The organism is Maribacter sp. UH1 (assembly GCF_056839145.1).
The window spans coordinates 3,681,426-3,700,154 of record NZ_CM166387.1 but is presented as its reverse complement, the minus strand read 5'-3'; the positions used below and the strand labels follow the sequence as shown (position 1 = coordinate 3,700,154).

Below are 18,729 nucleotides of genomic sequence, written 5' to 3'. Positions count from 1 at the left end.
TTACATATTAGCTTTGTGAAATTCCACAAGACCTTCAATAGGCTTTTGTCTAATTACACCAACTATTAAGTCATTTCTTAGCAATACAGAAGTTAGTTCTTCTCTTAAGTAATAAGCAACACTACCAACAAAATTGATTGGTACTTTTGTTGCTAATTCAAACTGCATTACATAGTTATTTATAAACTGCTGAAATCCTTTATCTATAACTCCTTTAGAATATGGATGATCTTTGTTCTCGATTAAAAACCGAGCAAAGGTTGCTAGATAGGTATTTGGATTAGGTTGCTTGTATAAATTCTCTTTAATAACATCAGCATCCAAATCATGCTGCTTAGCAAATTTGTGTGCTAGATCCGCAGGCATTTTATGAAAGTAATAGTCACGTATTAATTTACGCCCAAAAAAGTTACCACTACCATCGTCCATAGGAATATACCCTAATGACGTTACTTTCTGAAACAATTGATTACCATCGTAATAACTACAATTAGAACCTGTACCCAAAATACAAACTATACCTTGATGACCTACTTTGGTAGTAGCAAATATGGCTGCATACGTATCTTCTTTTACATCGGCTTTGGCATTAGGAAAAAAGTCTTTGAAAATTGTTTTTAAGAACAATTTCATTCGGTCGGTACCACAACCAGCTCCATAAAAATAGAGGTGGGTTACTTTCTCCCTATTTTTAGAAATTTCAAAATTATTCGCTAAACGATCTTCAATAACATCTTTTGTCAGTACCTCAGGACTTAGACCTAAAGTTTGCGTTAAAAAAAGTTGTTCACCATTTTCATCCAATGCAATCCAATCAGACTTGGTTGCGCCACTATCTACTATTAAAATCATATACCGAAGGTCTTTAAAAAATAATCCTGAAAATAAGGTAAAAGCGCCTCATTTTCAGGATATATCTATGTTATACTAAAATTAAGGTTATAAGGTATTAACGTGCTGCATTAAGTCTACCATTTTGTTAGAGAAACCAGCCTCGTTATCATACCAGGAAATTAGCTTAAAGAAACCAGAGTTAAGCTCTATACAAGCCTCTGCATCAAAAATACTAGTTCTTGGGTCACTTACGAAATCTTGAGAAACAACTGCTTCTTCAGTGTAACCTAATACACCTTTAAGCTCACCTTCAGACGCAGCTTTGAAAGCTTTTTTAATTTCATCCAAAGAAGTTTCCTTACTTGTTCTTACAGTTAAATCCACAACAGATACATCTGCAGTAGGCACTCTAAACGCCATACCAGTAAGTTTTCCTGTTAATGCAGGTATAACCTTGGTTACCGCAACAGCAGCCCCTGTAGTTGAAGGAATAATATTCAACATTGCAGAACGACCTAAACGGTAGTTTTTTCTAGACGGTGAATCTACTGTAAATTGAGTAGAAGTACTTGCGTGGATTGTTGTCATCAACGCTTCTTCTATACCAAAGCTATCATTTAACACCTTAGCAACAGGAGCCAAACAGTTAGTAGTACAAGATGCATTAGATACAATAACATCTGATGCCTTAACCTCTTTATGGTTTACACCCATTACAAACATTGGCGCATCTTTAGAAGGAGCAGAAATAACTACTTTTTTAGCACCACCATCAATATGGTATTGAGCTGTTTCTAAAGTTGTGAAAATACCAGTACATTCTGCAACAGTATCTGCACCAACAGCATCCCACTTAATATTCTTTGGATCTCTTTCTGCAGTAATACGTACTGTTTTACCATTTACTACCAAATGACCATCTTTTACCTCTACGGTACCATCGAATTTACCGTGAACAGAATCATACTTTAACAAGTAAGCCAAGTGCTCAACATCTAATAAGTCGTTGATAGCAACAACATCAACATCACCACGCTTAATTGTGGTTCTGAATACCAATCTACCTATTCTACCAAAACCGTTAATTCCTATTTTCAAATTTGACATTTTCTCTATTTTTAATTTTTAATATTATGTAGTCATTATTTCTGAAACTCTTATAAGCTCCTTATCAATTTTTGTGTGCCCTTTAATCGCCTTATTTATTGGCGTAAGGGTAAGCGTATTATCTTGAATACCTACCATTAGATTGGTTTTACCTTCCAGCAAAGCCTCTACAGCCTTTACTCCCATTCTACTAGCAAGAACACGATCGTAACAAGATGGCGCACCACCTCTTTGCATATGTCCTAATACAGATACACGAACATCGTAAATTGGCAAATGCTCCTCAACATATTCTTTAAGTTCAAATACGTTTTTACCAGATTTATCACCTTCCGCAACAATTACGATACTTGAAGACTTACCAGATTCCTTACTTCTTTTTAAAGACTCAAGCAATCGATCCAACCCTAAATTCTCTTCTGGAATCAAAATTTCCTCAGCACCTGCACCAACACCTGCGTTCAAAGCTATATGCCCAACATCTCTACCCATAACTTCCACGAAGAATAGTCTGTTATGAGAACTTGCCGTATCCCTAATTTTATCGATACACTCTACTACAGTATTTAACGCTGTGTCAAAACCTAAAGTAAACGTAGTACCAAAAATATCATTATCAATAGTACCGGGAATACCAATTACAGGAAAATTATATTCTCTATTGAAAATCATAGCACCTGTAAAGCTACCATCACCGCCAATAACCACAAATGCATCTATACCAGCTTTTACAAGTTGATCGTGCGCAGTTTTTCTACCTTCAGGAGTTCTAAAATCGTCACAACGTGCAGATTTAAGAATAGTTCCTCCTTTATTGATAATATTATTTACGCTACGGGCATCCATAGGTTTAAAATCCCCCTCTATCATACCTTGGTACCCTCTATAGACTGCAACACAATCTACCTTCATGTAGGCACACGTACGAACAACTGATCTTATGGCAGCATTCATGCCTGGAGAATCACCCCCTGAAGTCAGTACCGCTATTTTTTTTATTTCTGAAGACATTGAAAAATTTAAGCCAACGAAATTAATAAATCTTAGTCAAAAACGGAATAAAACTAAGTCGCATTTTAAGAAAAAATCAACGAAAAGGATTTCGCTGTAACAGATTAATACTCAAATTCTTAAAATTTGTTATTTATTGCAAAAAAGATGAGAATTCCTTTATTAATTCAATGATTTAGGCTTGTCATAAAATCGAATTAAACTATCATTACCCATAACCGAAGATGGGGTTTCAATTTCTTTTACAGGTTCTTCTTCAATTGCTGGTTTGGTAGCCAAAATCTTTTGAAAAAGTTCTTTAAAATTATTGAAATCTACCTCATAAGATATTCCCGCTCCTTGAGTGGAGCCCTGTTGATCTGACAAATAGGCTTGTATCTCACTCTGTCTACTGAAGAAATTAGCACTTAGCGTACCTTCTTCATTCAGTAATACCTGAATTTCAAAATCACCTGCAACCAAAGTTTCACTAGATGCACCCACCGGAACACCTACTTTACCATTAAACAATATTCTATCTGATATTTGAGTAGATACCGTAACCCCTATTCTATCATCCGTTTCTATATCAGCTGACCGATCCAATATACCTTGCTCATAAGATAGACCAAGATTAAATTTATCATTACCACCGCTTAATATAGAGTTTAGAATACTGGATGCACTTTGAACCAAGTTACCTGTTATCGCTTGTTGATTGATACCACTTTGAGAATTTACGAATGTACCTTGTGCCAATAAGAATATGGCATTCTTTTCTTCTACCGTTGGATCCTGTAAACGATATTCCAATTCAGATTTCACGATGGAGTTCGTACCCGGAAAATCAATACCAAAATCAATATCCGGTTTTTGAAGTTGACCGGTTAGACTAATAATTACATCAGTAGGTATTCTTCTAGTAAATCCTGCATCATCAAGCAATGGTGCCGGATTGGCATTTAAAGAATACACCGCCTCCATGTCTAAAATAGCTTCTAAAGGTTTTTGATCCCAGTTTATAGTACCACCGGGCTCCACCTTAAATTTCTTGTCTATGATTCCTCCAAACTTATAATTGAACTCACCGGTAACAACAACATAGTCCCCGTACATTTCAAATTTACCATTGGTATTGATCTGTATCAATATAATACCCACACCGGTTCCCTTCAGAGAGCTTCCAGTTTTGGTATCGGTCACAATTTCAACTTCGGCATCTGGCGTTACGTCAAGGTTAAATTCCAACTCAAGACCTTGATAATCTTTTAATTGGCGTTGGTTTTCAATTCTTAACTTATCTTTCTTTTCCAGAAAATTAATAAAAGAATAATCACCAACACTTACCACATCACTTAAAGGGATTTTTAGTGATGTACCTTTTGCCGTAGATCCATCTACCGTAATGTTCAATGCCGTTGTTGGTCCATAAATACGACCCGTACCATTCAAATAACCGGTACCATAATACAATTCGCCCTCTTTAAACTCCGTATTAAGAATTAAGAATTTATCATTCTTGGTATCTACATTCAAATCCAAAACCCAATCTTTAAAGAAGCTGTGGGTAATTGTACCATCTAAATTGGCTCGTGTGCCTTTTGTGACATCTTCTAATGCTATATTTTCAAAGTCGAAAGTCTGATTTTTAAGTATTACTCTTGAACGAGGTGCAAAACCATAATCAACATTTAAATACGGCACAGCAATACCTGCATTATCTAAAGTTAACAGACCATTAAAATCAGGATTATCTACATTTCCTTCAATCTTGACCCTACCATCTATATCTCCGCGTATATGGTCTATAACACCTTCGCCCAGTGGGCTAAACGGTTCCAATCCAAAATTATTAAAATTGGCAATTAGGTTTGCTTTAGGTATTTCTCCTTTATTTTCAATACTACCTACTACGCTGAATTTCTCGACATTATTATCCGATAGTTGGGAATTTACCTGAAACTCGGATAAATCTTTATTTCCAATAATATTTATAGCTAAATCTCCCAAAGGAATACTGTTAATTCCAAAATCAACAATATTTAAATTTGATGATGGCAAATAGATTCCGTCTTTTTGAAGCACATTCAAAGTACCGTTAACCTCTCCTTGTAATTTTAGACTATCTATTACAGGCGTTATTTTATCCAAGGAAACTATTTTGAACTGAAGCTGCAGATCTTTATACGTTGAATCTGCCAATTGACCCTTTAATCTAATTTGCTCCTTTTCTTCATTGTTCATCACAATTTCTTGGATTGTAATGCTATCTAAAGACCTATTTAGTATAACCTTGTTTTTGGTATCACCATCTTTATTCAATACCCATTTATTGCCTTTAAAATTAACATCGGAAGTTTTAAGACCAATAACGGATTTATTATCCTTATTAAATGTATGATAAAAGTTCAGGTTATATGAATCGTTAAATTCACTACCTCCCTTAAATTCAGACCTAAAGAACAAGGTATCTTTTAAAGTAGTGTTAATCAGATTAAAATCCTTAAAATTATAATACGGTGTATCTAATTCACCCACAGAAACGAAAGTATTGAAGAGCGGGTTCTTATTATCAATTCTAACCTCAATACTATCGGCAGCCGTACCAAAAGCCTCTATACTTGGAGACGCAAAATTGAGCTTAAAATCACCATCATCCGCTACTATATTCCCTTTTATAAAAGTGTTGGGATCAAAACGTACCTCAGGAAAGAATACATCTACAATCTTATTATATATCTTAAAATTAAAGGAAAGGTTTTGACCATCTGATATTTGAAAAGGTCTATAATTTGTATAAATACTACCCAAAGAGTTTTGTACAAGTTTACCTAATTCCCTCACTTTAAAATTACCCTTCATAAAACCGGTAATTATATCTGGTGAGTTTATATTGATAGTGCGCTCGCGATCTTCACCAAAGCTAGAAGTAACGGCAAAATCTTCAAAATAATAGGTATCATTTACGTTTTGATAGCTCGTTTGCGTGAAGTTAATATCTCCGGTAATATTATCTAAGGTAGTACCGGTAATATCCATACTAACGTTACCCTTAAACACTGAAACACTATCATTTATAATATTCAACTTCTTTAGATCGGCATAATCTACAGAAGCAATAAAGTTGAAGTTATTTCTTGTTTCCGCCACATTGGCCAGACCCTTAAAATCAAATTTAAAATTCTCGTCATTACTAATCAAAGAACCATCAAACAACTGATCTTTAATTAGACCTGAAACACGTAAATCTTGATAATTATAATTATTAAATTCTATAGAATATATTTGCCCTATAACCTCGGTATTCAATTTCTCTTTCACAAAACCTTTTCCTTCTACGTTGAAATCCAAAGTTGTTTTACCTAGGTTTTTATTTTCAGTGAAATCACCTAAATCAAAATCTATCAAAGAGATAAATCCTTTATAGGTAGCATTGTCAATATTATTAAAATCACTCAGTACAATATCCGCATAACTGCTACCTACGGCGGTGTTTAAATTTACTTTTGCATCTACTGAAGAATTGGTGATGAAAGCATTACCACGAATAGTAAATTGCCCAAGCTTACTAAAAGAAGAAGGTAATGACTTGCCAATTAAATTTGGTAATAACGCATTCAATTGATAGTAACTACTTGTAACATTTTTCATTTCAGCATTTAAGCTAAAAGGTTTTTGCTTGTTAAATAAATTTTTAAAATTAAAATCGCCACGTATTCCGGTATCATCAGAAAACAGGAAGAGATCATCAGTATTAAGATCATTTAAAACTCCGTTTACATTGGCGTTGAACATTACTTCTTTTCCCTTACCAAATTCATTGTAAAGCAAGTTAACTTCATCAAAAGCAACCTTAGATTCTTTAAACTCTGCCACCACATTAACCTTGTTCAAGAAATCCGCAAAATCTTTTCGGTCATAATTAAATACCAAATTACCATCTAAAGCAGAAAGCGGAGTTTGTATTTGCAAGGAATCAAAGCGCATTTGCTGCTTTGTATACTTAAAATTAGTTGCTAATCTATCAACTTTTAATCCTCTATTACTAAAGAAGGACATTTCTTGAATATCTGCAGAAACCTCAGGACCTAGAATTAAAAAATCTCCTGCATTTATATTTAGACTATCAAAATTTAAGACAGTCGCATTATTTAGGTTTTCATCAATATACTTAAACCTGCTATTCTCAATATCTACATTAGATGAGGAAAGCCTAAAAGGTGGCGTACCAGGCGCCCGGGGTTTACCATTATCTAGTTTATCTACAAAAACCTCCAAATTAGTATTCGTTTCGCCAAAATAAGTTTTAAGCTTAAAATTCAATTCATCAACATCTATATCTCCGAATTCTAAGTTACCTTGAGCTAAATTACCTATGCTGAGAATAGAGGTTTTAAGCTCATTTACATAGAATAAAGTATCTTGTTGGTAGTCTTCAATAAAGACTCCTTCCAAACCCGTATTCCATGAAATCAAAGAAACCTTTAAGCGCTCTATATTAATATGCGTACCATATTGATCGTTAATTTTTTTCGTAGCAAACTGTGCCAGCAAGGTCTGTACCACTGGCAGTGAAAAAATGATAGTACCTAAAACACATATCAGCAAAAGCACCAATAATGTTCTAACCAATATTTTTCTCAGTTTTTTGATAGGTCTTTATGTTTTACCTTTGTTGCTCAAATTTTATTCCAAATATGTCTGAACACGATACAATTTATATACTTGCAATAGAATCTTCTTGTGATGACACTTCTGCGGCAGTTTTAATGAACGATAAAGTGCTCAGTAATGTTGTGGCTACCCAGGCTATTCACGAAGAATATGGAGGGGTTGTACCAGAACTTGCTTCAAGAGCGCATCAACAAAATATAGTCCCTGTCGTTCATCAAGCCATAGCCAAAGCAAATATCGATAAAAAACAATTATCAGCCATAGCATTTACACGCGGACCTGGACTAATGGGCTCATTACTTGTAGGCACCTCATTTGCAAAATCTTTATCATTAGGTTTACAAATACCTCTTATTGAAGTTAACCACATGAAAGCCCATATTTTAGCTCATTTTATAAATGATGAAACTATGAAGGCACCATCATTTCCTTTTTTGGCATTGACCATAAGTGGAGGTCATACACAAATTGTTCAAGTCAACGATTTCTTTGATATGAAAATTATTGGGCAAACTTTAGATGATGCAGTTGGTGAAGCATTTGATAAGAGTGCAAAAATTTTAGGGCTACCCTACCCTGGCGGACCATTAATAGACAAATATGCCGCAACTGGTAATCCTCATAAATTTGAATTCACCATACCAAATGTAAAAGACTTGGATTTTAGTTTTAGCGGATTAAAAACCAATATTTTATACTTTATTCAAAGACAAACGAAAGAGAATCCGGATTTTATCAAGAACAATTTGGAGGATATTTGTGCTTCTATACAATATACAATCATCACTATATTGATGAGAAAATTGAAAAAAGCTGTAAAACAGACTGGTATAAAAGAAATTGCCATTGGAGGTGGAGTATCAGCCAATTCCGGTATTAGAAACGCACTGGTAGAAGCACAATCCAAGTTTGGATGGAAAACCTATATTCCTAAATTTAAGTATTGCACTGACAATGCTGCCATGATAGGTATTGTAGGCTATCAAAAATACAAGAACGAGAAATTTTCTCAACAAGATGTAACGGCTAAAGCCAGGTATGTTATATCATAGCTTTTAAAACTACCCACATGCAATTATTTTACAATTCAGATATAAAAGACACTGATGCCACTTTCATTTTCGATAGTAATGAAAGTAAGCACATTATAAAAGTTTTGAGAAAAAAAAATGGTGACCAGCTATGGATTACAAATGGTTATGGTTATTTATTTGAAGCAAAAATAATTAGGGATAATTTAAAAAAATGCGAGGTAGAACTTGTGTCATCTAAAAAAAACCATCCAAAATCTCATTGGTTACATATAGCAGTTGCACCAACAAAAATGAATGATCGTTTTGAGTGGTTTTTAGAAAAAGCTACCGAAATAGGGATTGATGAAATAACACCTATCATTTGTGACAGATCAGAACGCAAAGTACTAAAACTTGAACGTATGCAACGTGTGTTAGAATCAGCCATGAAGCAATCTTTGCAAACATATCTACCTAAATTAAACGAACCCATTAGTTTTTCTGAATTTTTAGAAAAACCAGCTGCTGAACTACAATTTATTGCGCATTGTGAAGACACCGAAAGGCATGAACTAAAAAGAAGGGTCGCTGCAGATAAAGATGTTACTATTTTAATAGGTCCTGAAGGTGATTTTTCTCCCGAAGAGATTAAAAATGCTATGCAAAAAGGATACGCCCCAGTTGCTATGGGCAAAACAAGATTAAGAACAGAAACTGCAGCAATCGTAGCTTGCACCATTATAGCAACCATTAACAATGGCTAATATTAAATAGCTTCTTTAACCGCACCCAAGATATCGCCATTGTTGTTTTCCATTATCAACATAAGAATAAGTTCTTCTTTGTTTTTAACGGTTGAAGGGATGGTTATAGAACCACTAAGACTACTATTTGCAATTTTTATCGTCTTTTCTGCCACCACAATGTTGGAGTTTACTAACGTTCTTTGTCTGTTCTCTCCTCTTTTTACTTGTGTTGTCCTCTCGTTTAAAACTAAAACAGCTCGCACATTTTTACCTGAAGTATCTCCAGCAATAGTATAATTGAAATTTATTTTGTCCGTTTCTCTATTTAAACTTTGTACAATAAATTGGTTCTCTGATTTCAAAACAGAATATTTATTGATAGCATTTAAAACCTTTCCTTTATTTGAACCTACTAGATGCTCTTTACCGTTAACCACCAATTCTGGAGTGTAGTTCCCTTTATATCCAAATTTTCTATTATAACTGCTTTGTTTTTCAGTAAATTCCTTATTACTAAATGGATCAGCCCAACCTATATAGTTCCAATAATCAACATGGAAACTAAGCACAAATACATTATCAGGATACCTAACCTTAACTTCCTGCAATAATTCATCCGCTGGCGGACAACTAGAACAACCTTGTGAAGTAAAAAGCTCTAGCACTACTACTCCGTTAAATGCTTTTTCTGAAAACTTTGAAGAAAAAGCATCACCAACTTTATTATCTTTACTCGGTTGGGATGGAATAAAGGAGGTTAAAAAAAGACCTGCTCCTAAAAACAAAAGAATAATCAATTTTTTATCTAACATAATAGTATAATTAGGTATACTATTATTCGAATTAAAATGAAAAAACTTACAATATATCTTGTTTTAAGCCTGTTATTCTGCAGTTTTCAGATATTTTCACAAGAAATAGCTATTTTAAAATATCAAGGTGGTGGAGATTGGTACGCCAACCCCACTGCATTACCTAACTTAATTACCTATTGCAACAATAATATTGACACAACCATAAATAGTAAACCAGAAACCGTAGAGGTTGGTAGTAGTTCCATTTTTCAATATCCTTTTTTACATATGACAGGGCATGGTAATGTTGTGTTTTCTGATCAGGAAATAGAAAACTTAAGAAACTACCTTTTATCCGGTGGATTTTTACATATTGATGACAATTATGGCATGAAGCCTTATATTACTAGGGAAATCAAAAAGCTTTTTCCAAATACAGAATTAGAGGAGTTAGGTGCTGAACATCAGATATTTAAAAACACCTATTCTTTTCCAAAAGGGTTGCCAAAAATTCATGAGCATGATGGGCAGCGCCCGCAAGCATTTGCCATATCAAAAAACAATAGAATTGTATTATTGTTTACATCAGAATCAGATTTAGGTGATGGCTGGGAAGATCCTACAGTGCATAATGATCCTGCAGAGGTACGAGAAAAAGCGCTGCAAATGGGCGCCAATATTATAACTTATGCCTTTAAAAATTAATCAATGACCGCAAAAACCATATCGCAAGGCATATTAAGAGCAATAGGTGTATTAGTTGGCATAGCTCTTTTACTATATTTTTTATACACGATACAATCTGTTATCGCATACTTAGCAATTGCAGCTGTTACCGCATTAATAGGCAGCCCTTTAGTCCGTTTTTTTAGATTACGACTTAAACTACCAAATATACTTGCCGTTATTATCACAATGGTTCTCATGGTTGGTTTGTTAGTAGGTATTATAGCTCTATTCATACCATTATTAACAGAGCAAGGCAAAAACCTGTCCTTACTTGATATAGACGAATTACAAAAAAGTTTAAACACATTATACCATCAAATTACGAATTATCTAGGCTTATCATCGCATATAGTAGAAGATGTAATTGATGATTCTGGTTTAGAACAGAATATTCTACAGGGCTTGGATATTGGTTTTATTCCAAATTTTTTAAACTCCTTTTTAAATATCTTGAGCACAGCGAGTATTGGTTTATTTTCAGTTCTCTTTATTTCTTTTTTCTTTTTAAAGGACAGTAAATTATTTGAACACGGTTTATTGATTTTCGTTCCAGTCGATAAAAAGAAAGGCACCACCAATTCAATTGGAAAAATTAATGGATTATTGTCAAGATACTTTGTTGGTCTTTTACTTCAGATTTTTATTCTATTTGTCATTTACACGATCGTCTTACTTATAGTCGGTATTGAAAATGCAGTAGTTATAGCCTTTCTATGCGCCCTTTTTAATATCATACCTTACATAGGACCTATAATAGGTGGTGTTATCATGTTGACATTGACCATGACCAGTAATTTGGGTTCTGATTTTAGTGAAGTAATATTACCAAAAACAGGTTATGTATTTATAGGATTGCTAATAGGGCAATTGGTAGACAATTTTTTCTCCCAACCTTTTATATTTTCAAATAGCGTAAAGTCTCATCCCTTAGAGATTTTCTTGGTTATTATCATTGCAGGCTTATTATTTGGTACCGTAGGTATGATAGTAGCTGTTCCTGGATATACTGCTATTAAAGTTATTTTAAAAGAATTTCTTTCTGATAATCAAATAGTAAAATCTTTGACCCATAATCTTTAGATTGTTGTGAATAAAGAATTAATAAGTAGTGAAGTACAAAATTTTATTGATGATAACCTAAAGACCGATATTCACAAAATCATCTTATCAAAACCAAAGTTCAAAAATGTCAGCCAAAAAGAGTTGGCCGAACAAATCGAGTCAAAAGTAAGGGCAAAATCAAAATTACCTACATGGTTTAAAACCAAAAATATATATTACCCTAACAAACTTAATCTTTCACAGACTTCATCAGAAATTACGGCAAATTACAAAGCTTCGTTAATAGACGGTAATTCCTTAATTGATGTAACTGGTGGGTTTGGAGTAGATTCATTTGCGTTTTCCCGTAAATTAAACCAAGTCACTCACATCGAAAATAACGAGGCTCTATCTAAAATTGCCGATTACAACTTTACCCAAATGGGTATTACAAATATAAAATGTATTTCAGAAGACGGATTAGCATTTTTGAATAACACATCTAACTCATATAATTGGCTTTATGTAGACCCATCTAGAAGAGACAAGAACAACAAAAAAGTATATTACTTAGCTGATTGCGAACCCAATGTAGTAAGCAACATGGATCTTTTACTGTCAAAATCTTCGAATCTAATTATTAAAACCGGACCATTGTTAGATATTAAAAGTGGCTTAAAGGAATTGGGATCTGTAAAAGAAATACACATTGTGGCTGTTAACAATGATGTAAAGGAGCTACTTTGGCTAATTGAAAAGGGTTTTAATAGTGAAACTCTTATAAAAACAGTAAATTTTAAATCTAATAACGTACAAGAGTTCAATTTTAATATAAGCGACGAGGAACATACAATCTCTGAATATTCAGAACCTTTAGCATATGTATATGAACCAAACGCATCCATTTTAAAATCTGGTTCGTTTCATTTTATAGGAAAGCATTTCAACTTATATAAACTTCACCCTAATTCACATTTGTACACATCAGAAAAATTAATTGAGTTCCCTGGGCGTATATTTAAAGTTGAAGATATTTATGATTACTCAAAGAAAACATTTAAAAAATCAGGGATTTCCAAAGCCAATATCACTACAAGAAACTTCCCGGATTCGGTAGAAAAAATCAGAAAAAAACTAGGCATTAAAGACGGTGGAATTAACTATCTTTTCTTCACAACCAACATTGCCGGAAAATTAGTATCTATTTCATGTTTTCAAATTTAAAAAAGCATTTTATTATGCCATTTAATAATCCCATTTATTAAATTATAACTCATTTAGAAGTAGCTCAAAAAAGTAAAACTACAACGTTGTAAATTACCTTTTAACGTAATTTTTATCTACATAACGAAATGAAAATGTTAAAAATTTAACGTAGAAAATTCCAAATTTATCGATAGCTAAATTATTGATTACTCAATATTTACGCCTATTAATACAGATTATTACAATAACAATACTACAAAATGGATTTATGACCTTCGAAAATTAACATTGATGAATTATCGATATTTAAAGTAAAAGTGCTATTATTATACCGGATTTTGATTTTTTTAACATTTAATTACTGCAACTATAAATTTTAGAAGCTCAATTTCCGCGCATTTAATTTAAACTAACAAACAACAACTATTATGAGTCAAAAACGTGATTACACGTTGATGAAATCCAGCAAAAGGTCATCCTTTATTAAGTATGGAGTTTTATCAATGCTTGTTTGCTTAGGTACCCAATTGGTACAAGCAAATGAAAACACAAGTACTTCAAACGAAGTTGAAGTAAAAACGCTTCAATCTACTATTACGGGAACCGTTTTAGATGACACTGGCCAACCATTACCTGGAGCCAATGTTGTAGAAAAAGGAACAACTAATGGTACACAAACAGATTTTGATGGTAACTATAGCTTAAATGTATCTGATGGTGCTACATTGGTATTTAGCTATATAGGATTTAAAAGTACAGAGATTGCCGTGAACGGTCAATCAAGTGTGAATGCAACTTTAGCTGAAGATGCTGCCGCTCTTGATGAAGTTGTTGTATTAGGTTACTCAACTCAAACAAGAGGTGATATTACCGGTTCTGTAGCATCTGTAGATGTATCAGAAGCAACAAAAGCACCAGTTGTAAATGCTGCTTCTGCATTACAAGGTCGTGTAAGTGGTGTAACTGTAGTACAAAATGCGACACCAGGTAGCCCACCAAAAATTAATATTCGTGGTTTTGGTACTAGTAATAATACCAACCCATTGTTTATTATTGATGGTCTACAAACAGATGACCCATTTGTATTAAACAGTATTAACCCGAACGACATTGATCAAATGAACGTCTTAAAAGATGGTGCAGCTGCCATATATGGTGCAAGAGCATCTAACGGGGTAGTAATTATTACAACTAAAGGCGGTGGTTATAATATGGACAAACCAATAGTATCTGTTGACACATACACTGGGTTTTCTTCAATAACAAACACTCCTGAGTTTTTAAATGCACAACAGTTAGGAGATGTATTGTTTCAAAGTTCAGCAAACGATGGTACAGTGTTTGATCACCCACAATATGGTAATGGTTCATCTGCAGTTGTTCCTTCAGCATTAAATGGTTATACAAGAGTAGTTTCTTATGACCCTATCGTAAGAGGTGACGCCTCGGCTTCTGTAAATCCAAATGGCACAGATTGGATAGATGCTATTACTAGAACATCAATTATTCAAAGTGTTGCATTCTCTATTGCTAATGGTGAAGAGAACAGTAAGTATTCACTTTCCGCAAATTTCTTGAACAATCCAAGTAATCTTGTAAACACATTCTATAAAATAGGTCAAATTCGATTAAACTCTGAATTTAAACTAGGAGACAAAGTTCGTATTGGTCAACACTTTAGCACAGCCTATTCTAACGGAAACCAAGGTGGTGCCGGAGCTAGATATGAAGAAGCAGTAAGAAGTAGCCCATTAATTCCTTTATATGATGATAATGGTAATTTTGCAGGTACAGGAGCCCAAGGAACAGGTAACTCAAGAAGCCCGTTAGCTCAGTTAAGTAGAGCTAGTGACGACTTTAATAAGACTCTTAGGGTTTTAGGAGATATCTATTTATCTGCTGAAATAGCAAATGGCCTTACGTTTAAAACTAATTTTGGTGGTACAATTAATTCATTCAATACTCGTAGTTTTGTAGCATTAGATCCTGAGCATAGTGAGCCATTAGGAACCAATCAACTAAGGGAACTTAACCAAGATGGTTATTCATGGACTTTCACAAATACGTTAAACTATAAAAAAACCTTTGAAAACAGTAAAATTGATGCTTTAGTAGGTATTGAGTCTGTTGAAGACGGTATTAAAGGAAAACAAGTAAGTAGAACCGGTTTCTTATTTGAAACACCAGACTTTTACTTATTAAACAATGGTAGTGGTACACCTAACATTGACAATGCCTATGACGCTACTACTAGTTTGTATTCCATATTTGGTTCTGCAACGTATTCTTATGCTGACAAATATTTTATTACAGGTACTTTACGTAACGATACATCTTCACGTTTTGCTGGAGATAATAAAAGTGACACATTTCCATCAATTAGTGGTGCTTGGGTAGTTAGTAAAGAAGATTTTATCTCTTCTGATTCAGCTTTAAGCTGGTTGAAACTAAAAGGTTCATGGGGTCAATTAGGTAATCAATCTTTACCAGCAAGTAATCCTACAATAAACATTTCTTCACTAAATGAAAGTTTATCTAATTATGCTATTGATGGTAGCTCTATAGCAACAGGAGCATTATTATCCGCTGTTGGTAACCCAAATTTAAAATGGGAAACTAGTGAGGCAATCAATGCAGGTATTGAACTTGGCTTTTTCAGTGATAAACTGAATTTAGATTTTGAATGGTTCAATATTAAAACTAAAGATTTAATTGTTCAAGATAACAGTTTAATTAGTACAACAGCTATCGATGCTGGTGCACCTTATGTAAATGCAGGAAATGTAACCAATACTGGTTTTGATATCAATCTTCGCTATAAAGATGAAACTGAATCTGGATGGGAATATGGTTTCGATGTAAACTTTTCTAAATACAAGAATGAAGTAACTGATTGGATCAGTGACTTCCAAACTGGTGATGACAGCTTCCGTGGTGGTGCTGTTTCTAGAACACAGGTTGGTCAGCCTATTTCTTCTTTCTTTGGTAGAGAAGTAATTGGTTTTACAGATGAAGGTAGATTTGAATATAGAGATGTAAACGGTGACACGGTAATAGACGATGACGACAGAACTTTTATTGGTTCTCCTCACCCAGATTTCACTTATGGATTCAACTTTAACTTAGGGTACAAAGCTTTTGACTTGTCATTATTCTTACAAGGTTCTCAAGGAAATGACATTTACAATTACACTAAAATATTTACTGATTTCCCAACTTTCGTTGATGGTAATAGAAGTGTAAGAGTTTTAGATTCTTGGACACCAACAAATACGAATGCTACATTACCAGCATTAAGTAATTCTATTCAAAATAGTGAAACACAACCAAATTCATACTTTGTTGAAGACGGTTCTTACTTACGTTTAAAAAATGTTCAATTAGGTTATGCTTTCCCTGATAAAGTAGCAAATAAGATTGGTCTTGATTTATTACGTGTTTACGTACAAGCCACAAATTTACTTACGGTTACAGGTTACGATGGGTTTGATCCTGAGATTATTTCATCGGTTACCGGTAATAACTTAACATTAGGTGTAGATAGTCAGGTTGTACCACAATCTAGAATTCTTACACTTGGATTTAATTTAAAATTGTAAAAAAATGAAAAAGAAATTAATTTATTTATTCTCACTATTCGCTGTTATAAGCGCATGTAGTGATGATTTTACAGAGCAACCTGCAGTTGGTGCTCTTAGTGACGCTGCAGTACAAAATGAAGATGGTGTTGAACTCCTTTTAGTTGGAGCTTATTCCACTCTTGATGGTATCCGTAATAACCTTTCTGGAAATGGTTTTGCCGCAAGTGGTGATAACTGGTGGTTTGACGTTGTAGCAGATGACGCCCATAAAGGTAGTACTGATGGTGATCAAGCTGATCTTTTTGAAATGGAAGTTTACAACTGGACAACTGGTAACCCTTACGTTTTAGGTAAATGGTCATCTATATTTGCCGGTGTAAATAGAGCTAACGCAGTAATTGCATTAATAGCAACCATTGAAGATGCAGATTTAACCGGAAAATTAGCAGAAGCTCGTTTTTTAAGAGGTCATTTTAATTTTGAATTGCAAAGAATTTATGGAAATGTACCTTACATTTCTGAAGAGAATTACGCAAATACAGAATTCAATCAACCTAACCCTGGTCCTATCTGGGATGAAATTGAAGCCGACTTACAATTTGCTATGGATAATTTACCTGCAACACAAGAACAGTCAGGTAGACCAACTTCATGGGCTGCTCAAGCTTATTTAGGTAAAGTTCATTTACAACAATCTGAATGGGCTGCTGCTTTTGATTTATTGGAAGATGTGATAAACAATGGTCCGTATAGCTTAAACTCAGAGTTTGTAGCTAATTTTGAAAGTACAGGAGAGAATAGTTCTGAAGCAGTTTTTGCAATTCAATTTACAGCTGATGATGGACAGTCATTTAATGGTAATATTGGAGGGGTATTAAATTTCCCTAACCCAGGACCGTTTGGATCTTGTTGTGGTTTTTACCAACCTTCTCAGGATTTGGTAAATGCTTTTCAAACTGATGCAACTACTGGTCTTCCTCTTTTGGATACCTTCAATCAGTCTGATGTAGCAAACGATTATGGTATTGAAGATGAAGATGCTTTTACACCACACACAGGTCCTTTAGATCCAAGATTAGATTATACCGTTGGTAGAAGAGGTGTTGATTATAACCGTTATGGTACTTTCCCTGGTCACTCTTGGATTCGTGCAACTTTCTCAGATATTTCAGGTCCTTATTTACCTGCCAAAAATGTATACCAAAGTGGTGATGCTGACAACCAAGGTACAGGTGCTTGGGGTCAACAACATTCGGGTATAAACTATCATATTATACGTTTTGCTGATGTTCTTTTAATGGGTGCTGAAGCTGCTGTTGAAACCAATGATTTGGCATCAGCCTTAACATGGGTAAACTTAGTACGTAACAGAGCTAAGAATATGACATATGTTCAAAATGAAGCAGGTGATGCAGATGCTGCGAACTATGTAATTGAACCTTACACAAGTTTTGCCGATCAAGCTTTCGCAAGAAAAGCTGTTCGTCATGAACGTCGTTTAGAACTTGGTATGGAAGGTCACCGTTTATTCGACCTATACAGATGGGGTAACGGAGTGGAAGTAATCAATGAGTATATTTCTAATGAAAGCCGTACTATTGCAAACTTCGGTACAAAGGCTAATGCTTTTGAAGCTAAAAATGAAGTTTTACCAATTCCTTTATCGGCAATTGATTTAAGTGGTGGTATTCTAGAGCAGAATCCTGGTTACTAAATAATAGTTTTTAAAATTATTTAAAGCAGGACATTAACATGTCCTGCTTTTTTATTTGATGCCATTGACAGAAATTCACCCTCCATTTATTATCATTAGAATATGTTTTAGCTACCATATTGATTAACGTTTTAAAGTACAAACAAGTATTACTACAAAAGCTATAAGTAAATACCCTTGTGGCTATGATATTCTATTCAAAAATATTATTTTGGTACTTGATAAAATGATTGGATTTAGTTATCCAATTTTCTATTAATTATCATTTTTTTCAACTCTTACATTCAACTAACTCATCTC

At 34.0% G+C, this 18,729-nt stretch carries 12 protein-coding genes; 7 read left to right on the top strand and 5 right to left on the bottom strand.

Features of this window, described 5'->3' with window-relative positions; all coding sequences use genetic code 11:
* From UH1x_RS16015 to UH1x_RS16000, 4 genes are all read right to left on the bottom strand, one after another.
* Positions 1 to 852 (bottom strand): N-acetylglucosamine kinase, encoded by an 852-nt coding sequence (locus UH1x_RS16015; RefSeq protein WP_482622947.1) that lies wholly within the window; start codon positions 850 to 852, stop codon positions 1 to 3.
* Between the two features lie 87 nt (positions 853 to 939).
* A complete protein-coding gene (gene gap, locus UH1x_RS16010; protein WP_482622946.1) occupies positions 940 to 1,941 on the bottom strand; it encodes a type I glyceraldehyde-3-phosphate dehydrogenase in 1,002 nt (333 codons plus the stop codon).
* Between the two features lie 24 nt (positions 1,942 to 1,965).
* The gene (gene pfkA, locus UH1x_RS16005) at positions 1,966 to 2,952 is read right to left on the bottom strand and encodes a 6-phosphofructokinase (protein ID WP_482622944.1); all 987 of its coding nucleotides are present in this window, start codon (positions 2,950 to 2,952) and stop codon (positions 1,966 to 1,968) included.
* Between the two features lie 162 nt (positions 2,953 to 3,114).
* The gene (locus tag UH1x_RS16000; protein ID WP_482626514.1) at positions 3,115 to 7,566 is read right to left on the bottom strand and encodes a translocation/assembly module TamB domain-containing protein; all 4,452 of its coding nucleotides are present in this window, start codon (positions 7,564 to 7,566) and stop codon (positions 3,115 to 3,117) included.
* A gap of 62 nt (positions 7,567 to 7,628) precedes the next feature.
* Here UH1x_RS16000 and tsaD point away from each other — a divergent pair, with 62 nt between their 5' ends.
* Both tsaD and UH1x_RS15990 read left to right on the top strand, forming a co-directional pair.
* Positions 7,629 to 8,657 carry a tRNA (adenosine(37)-N6)-threonylcarbamoyltransferase complex transferase subunit TsaD gene (gene tsaD, locus UH1x_RS15995; RefSeq protein WP_482622943.1) on the top strand — a complete coding sequence of 343 codons (1,029 nt, stop codon included), beginning with the start codon at positions 7,629 to 7,631 and terminating at the stop codon, positions 8,655 to 8,657.
* 17 nt (positions 8,658 to 8,674) lie between these two features.
* Positions 8,675 to 9,382, top strand: a complete 708-nt coding sequence (locus UH1x_RS15990; protein ID WP_482622941.1) for a 16S rRNA (uracil(1498)-N(3))-methyltransferase — start codon at positions 8,675 to 8,677, stop codon at positions 9,380 to 9,382.
* A gap of 2 nt (positions 9,383 to 9,384) precedes the next feature.
* On the opposite strand, the gene UH1x_RS15985 is transcribed toward UH1x_RS15990, so the two are convergent.
* A complete protein-coding gene (locus UH1x_RS15985; protein WP_482622939.1) occupies positions 9,385 to 10,176 on the bottom strand; it encodes a DUF1223 domain-containing protein in 792 nt (263 codons plus the stop codon).
* Between the two features lie 36 nt (positions 10,177 to 10,212).
* Here UH1x_RS15985 and UH1x_RS15980 point away from each other — a divergent pair, with 36 nt between their 5' ends.
* From UH1x_RS15980 to UH1x_RS15960, 5 genes are all read left to right on the top strand, one after another.
* Positions 10,213 to 10,863 (top strand): DUF4159 domain-containing protein, encoded by a 651-nt coding sequence (locus UH1x_RS15980; protein WP_482622937.1) that lies wholly within the window; start codon positions 10,213 to 10,215, stop codon positions 10,861 to 10,863.
* A gap of 3 nt (positions 10,864 to 10,866) precedes the next feature.
* Positions 10,867 to 11,967, top strand: coding sequence for an AI-2E family transporter (locus UH1x_RS15975; protein ID WP_482622936.1), 1,101 nt, complete (start codon positions 10,867 to 10,869; stop codon positions 11,965 to 11,967).
* Between the two features lie 6 nt (positions 11,968 to 11,973).
* The gene (locus tag UH1x_RS15970) at positions 11,974 to 13,152 is read left to right on the top strand and encodes a THUMP-like domain-containing protein (RefSeq protein ID WP_482622934.1); all 1,179 of its coding nucleotides are present in this window, start codon (positions 11,974 to 11,976) and stop codon (positions 13,150 to 13,152) included.
* Between the two features lie 410 nt (positions 13,153 to 13,562).
* The gene (locus UH1x_RS15965; RefSeq protein WP_482622932.1) at positions 13,563 to 16,733 is read left to right on the top strand and encodes a SusC/RagA family TonB-linked outer membrane protein; all 3,171 of its coding nucleotides are present in this window, start codon (positions 13,563 to 13,565) and stop codon (positions 16,731 to 16,733) included.
* 4 nt (positions 16,734 to 16,737) lie between these two features.
* Positions 16,738 to 18,429: a RagB/SusD family nutrient uptake outer membrane protein gene (locus UH1x_RS15960; RefSeq protein ID WP_482622930.1), complete on the top strand. Its 1,692-nt coding sequence runs from the start codon at positions 16,738 to 16,740 to the stop codon at positions 18,427 to 18,429.
* The last annotated feature ends 300 nt before the right edge of the window (positions 18,430 to 18,729 follow it).